General features: G+C 36.1%; 4 protein-coding genes. 2 read left to right on the top strand and 2 right to left on the bottom strand.

Annotated features, from left to right (window positions below; all coding sequences use genetic code 11):
- A partial coding sequence (locus V7149_RS06200) for a hypothetical protein (protein WP_335344782.1) occupies positions 1-626 on the top strand: 626 nt, incomplete at its 5' end.
- 124 nt (positions 627-750) lie between these two features.
- Positions 751-1,800 (top strand): M42 family metallopeptidase, encoded by a 1,050-nt coding sequence (locus tag V7149_RS06195; protein ID WP_335344781.1) that lies wholly within the window; start codon positions 751-753, stop codon positions 1,798-1,800.
- A 67-nt stretch (positions 1,801-1,867) separates the two neighbouring features.
- Here the strand turns inward: V7149_RS06195 and V7149_RS06190 are convergent, their stop codons facing one another.
- A complete protein-coding gene (locus V7149_RS06190) occupies positions 1,868-2,830 on the bottom strand; it encodes a C40 family peptidase (RefSeq protein ID WP_335344780.1) in 963 nt (320 codons plus the stop codon).
- 257 nt (positions 2,831-3,087) lie between these two features.
- A partial coding sequence (locus V7149_RS06185; RefSeq protein WP_335344779.1) for a SelB domain-containing protein occupies positions 3,088-3,818 on the bottom strand: 731 nt, incomplete at its 5' end.

Below are 3,818 nucleotides of genomic sequence, written 5' to 3'. Positions count from 1 at the left end.
GAGTTAAAATTATGAACAAGTACTTATTTCTGCTCATTGGATTTCTTTTATTAACGGGATGTGCTGAAAAAAAAGCGGAATCACCAAAACCAAAAGGGACTGCAGAAGAAATAAAAATTGAAGAGTATTTTCCTCAAGAGAATAAAACATATGTATACCGAGGTGAAGGGAATGAATATGCAGCCTTTACTGAATTTTTTTATCAAAGAACAGACAGCTATCTTCCTTCTATTGTTGAAAATGGCGGAACTAGAATATTAAAAATTTATAAATTAACGGATAAAGGAATTTATCAGGTTTATGATCGGCCTGAATTCTATGATGAAGAGATTCCACCTTTGGCAGAGTTAGAAAAGCAATTTAACCTTGTCCCACTTTTAATAAAACCATTACAAGTCGAGAAATCATTTAATGGCTTTACAATAAGTCATACAAATGCGGAGCTGTTGCTCCCTATTGGTAAAGTAAAAAATGTCGTCATCATCGAACAGTATGATAAGGAAAATGAGACGATTATCCGAAAGTATTGGGCACCTGGGATGGGGATGGTTAAGCAGGAATTTGTTTCATCAGAAAAGAATACGGAAAAGTTCTCAGTTACGTCAGAGCTTGAAAAAATTCATTAATCATGGTAAGGCATGCTAATTGCACCATTTCGGTTATCATGCATGCCTCTTAATAATTTATTATGAATGTATAAAGCAGTATAATAGGGAAGATCCACGATTTTCATAGAGAGGGGCCATACATATGTCATATCCAATTACAGATGAGATTTTTCAATTAATTTCTAAGCTTGTATCCATTCCAAGTCCATCTGGAAATACAAATGAAGTCATCACATTTGTTGAAAATTATTTAAAAGAATTAAAGGTCGAAACAAAAAGAAATCGCAAAGGCGGTCTAATTGCAACGATCGGCGGCCAGGATGATACGAACCATCGAATGCTTACAGCTCATGTAGACACACTTGGTGCCATCGTTAAGGAAATTAAACCGAGCGGAAGGTTAAAGATTGACCTAATTGGCGGATTTAAATATAACTCAATTGAAGGGGAATATTGCGAGATTGAAACGGCATCAGGAAAAAAATATACCGGGACAATCTTAATGCATCAAACGTCCGTCCACGTATACAAAGATGCAGGCAAGGCTGAAAGAAACCAGGATAATATGGAAGTGCGTTTAGATGAAGTAGTAAAAAATGCTGAGGATGTTCGTACCTTAGGCATTGAGGTCGGAGATTTTGTCTCATTTGACCCTAGAGTGGAAATAACACCGTCTGGATTTATTAAATCAAGACATTTAGATGATAAGGCAAGCGTAGCCATTCTTCTGTTATTAATTAAACAAATCAAGACCGAGAAAATCGAACTGCCCTATACGACCCATTTTTTAATCTCTAATAATGAGGAAATTGGTTATGGTGGTAATTCAAATATTACTCCAGAAACAGTTGAATATTTGGCTGTTGATATGGGAGCCATGGGTGATGGTCAATCTACTGATGAATACACAGTATCTATTTGTGTAAAGGATGCTAGCGGACCTTACCACTATGGTTTAAGAAAAAAACTTGTTCAGCTTGCAGTGGATAACCAAATAGATTATAAGCTAGATATTTATCCATTTTATGGATCAGATGCATCTGCCGCAATCCGGTCAGGTCATGATATCGTCCATGGCTTAGTTGGACCTGGAATTGATTCATCCCATGCTTTTGAACGTACTCATAAGTCTTCCATTGATAATACAGCTAAATTACTCTATCATTACGTTTTATCAGAAATGATCGAATAAACACTAGTAAACCAAGCCCTTGTTAGTGGCTTGGTTTACTTTTTTCTGCAAACAAAAAAGATCTAATTTAAAAGGCAGTTTTCGCACCCAAGTAACGGGTTTTCCAATAGGTTAGAGTCATATCGCTAATTATGACCCCAGTAGACGATCCAGAGTGGATAAATTTATTGTTTCCTAGGTAAATTCCTGCATGTGATGGACCTGATGAACTAGTATTAAAGAACACAATATCCCCTATGTTTGGTGATGAAACTGGCTTTGTTGCATTCCAAATGGTTAAGACTGTTCGCGGAAAAGATATTCCTGCATGATTAAAAACATAGTTTAAGTAGCCGCTGCAATCAAATCCCGCAGGTGAGCTCCCTCCCCAAACATAAGGCACACCTATATATTTCTTTGCTTCAGCAATCAGAGCATCAACCTTTGAAACTGCACTTTCTTTAATTTGAGTTGCAGGTGCCTGTTGAACCGTTATTTTTTGACCTACATAAATGACATTAGAATTTAAACTATTCATAGACATTAACTGTGAAACAGATAAATTATGTTCAGTTGCTATTTTCCAAAGAGAATCTCCATTTTGGACTGTATATGTATTAATTGAATCAGGTCGATCAACTGGAGGGGCAGGCTGAGCTGACTTGATAAGTAGTTTTTGTCCAGGATAAATAAAGCTAGAATTCAGATTATTCAAACTTTTTAATGCGTCAATCGTTTGTTTATTAGAATTGGCAATTCCCCATAATGTATCACCACTTTTGACAATATAGTAATCTGCTTCTCTATTAACTTCTTCATCATGATTATGTGGTGCCATTAGATTCAAACTTTGTCCAGGATAGATATCGTAATCTGTAAGGCTGTTCCATTCCATAAGCTGACTAATAGATAGATTGTTTACTTGGGCAATTTTCCATAACATATCACCCGATCGGACTTGATAAGTCAATTCGTGAGCACTTGCAGGATTCTGAAATGCAGTAAATACTAAGACAGCTGCTGCAGTCATTGTCAGTAGTTGCTTTCTCATGGTGACCACTCCTTATTTTTTCTTATACACCCTTATTTTAGTAATAATTCTATTAAAATCCTATATGTAAAAATTGGCTCGGTTAGTAATTCAATCCTATAGATGTCAAAACTGGCGATAATGCAAGGATCCCCCAAAATCCATAGGTATTTAATCCTAAAAACTAGATCTAAGTAACCCCTAGATAAATAAAGCAAGTTAATTATTTGTTTAACACGAAAAAAAGAAGCTGATTGTAATCAGCTTCCCCCATGAATTTATGCTCTGTCCTGCCACACCCTTTTATTTTCGACTCTCTTCGTATAATCTAAAGAATCAAGCTTCTCTAGAAATGGGATCATATACTTACGAGAAAGATCGAGGATGTCTTTTGCATCACCTACTTCAAATTCTGTAGTGGTTCTTGCTCTTAATTGTTCAACAGCTTTATTGAAGTGCTCCGCATGCCAATAGAATTGTTCGTCAAGGGAGATCACTTCTTCGATATCCGTTAGAAACTTCGTTAGGTCTAATATTAAATCACTTGGAATACCGGCTTTCGAAATATAATCATTTAAATACTTAACCTTTAATCCGTCTTTTTTCAAATCTGCAAGCATATTTTCGGTGCGCTTCTGCCAGCTTTTTGGTACATGAGGCTTAAATTCGCTCAGAAAAACAAATTGATCCTTCTTACCGAAAACACTTGTTTCAATCCCCTGCTCTAACACAAATTCTGCTAGTTTCTTAGGGTATTGTTTACTAGTTAATTGCAAGAGCTCTGCCCTATTCATCCCTGCTTTCAAAGGACTTTCACCGTGGAAATCCTGTAAGAGAGTCATCATATCTTTTTCAATTGATTCCTTGATTATAAACAGGGTGTACTCTTTTCCGCCAAATAGGAGAAATTCTTCATCCATTAAATAGTTTTGAAGCTCTTGTTCCGCAATAGATGTTCTTTTCAAAATCTCTTGAAACGGCAAACTTTTTGCCTCATAAAGTGCAGCAT

Origin of the sequence: Bacillus sp. JJ1503, assembly GCF_036965125.1 — a bacterium.
GTDB lineage: Bacteria > Bacillota > Bacilli > Bacillales > Cytobacillaceae > Cytobacillus.
The sequence above is the reverse complement of the archived record's forward strand: the minus strand, read 5'-3'. Positions and strand labels throughout refer to the sequence as shown.

What these genes read in the sequence shown, in the direction of transcription:
- V7149_RS06195 (WP_335344781.1), top strand. Translation starts at nt 751, where the DNA reads ATGTCATATCCAATTACAGATGAGATTTTTCAATTAATTTCTAAGCTT.
- V7149_RS06190 (WP_335344780.1), bottom strand. Translation starts at nt 2,830, where the DNA reads ATGAGAAAGCAACTACTGACAATGACTGCAGCAGCTGTCTTAGTATTT.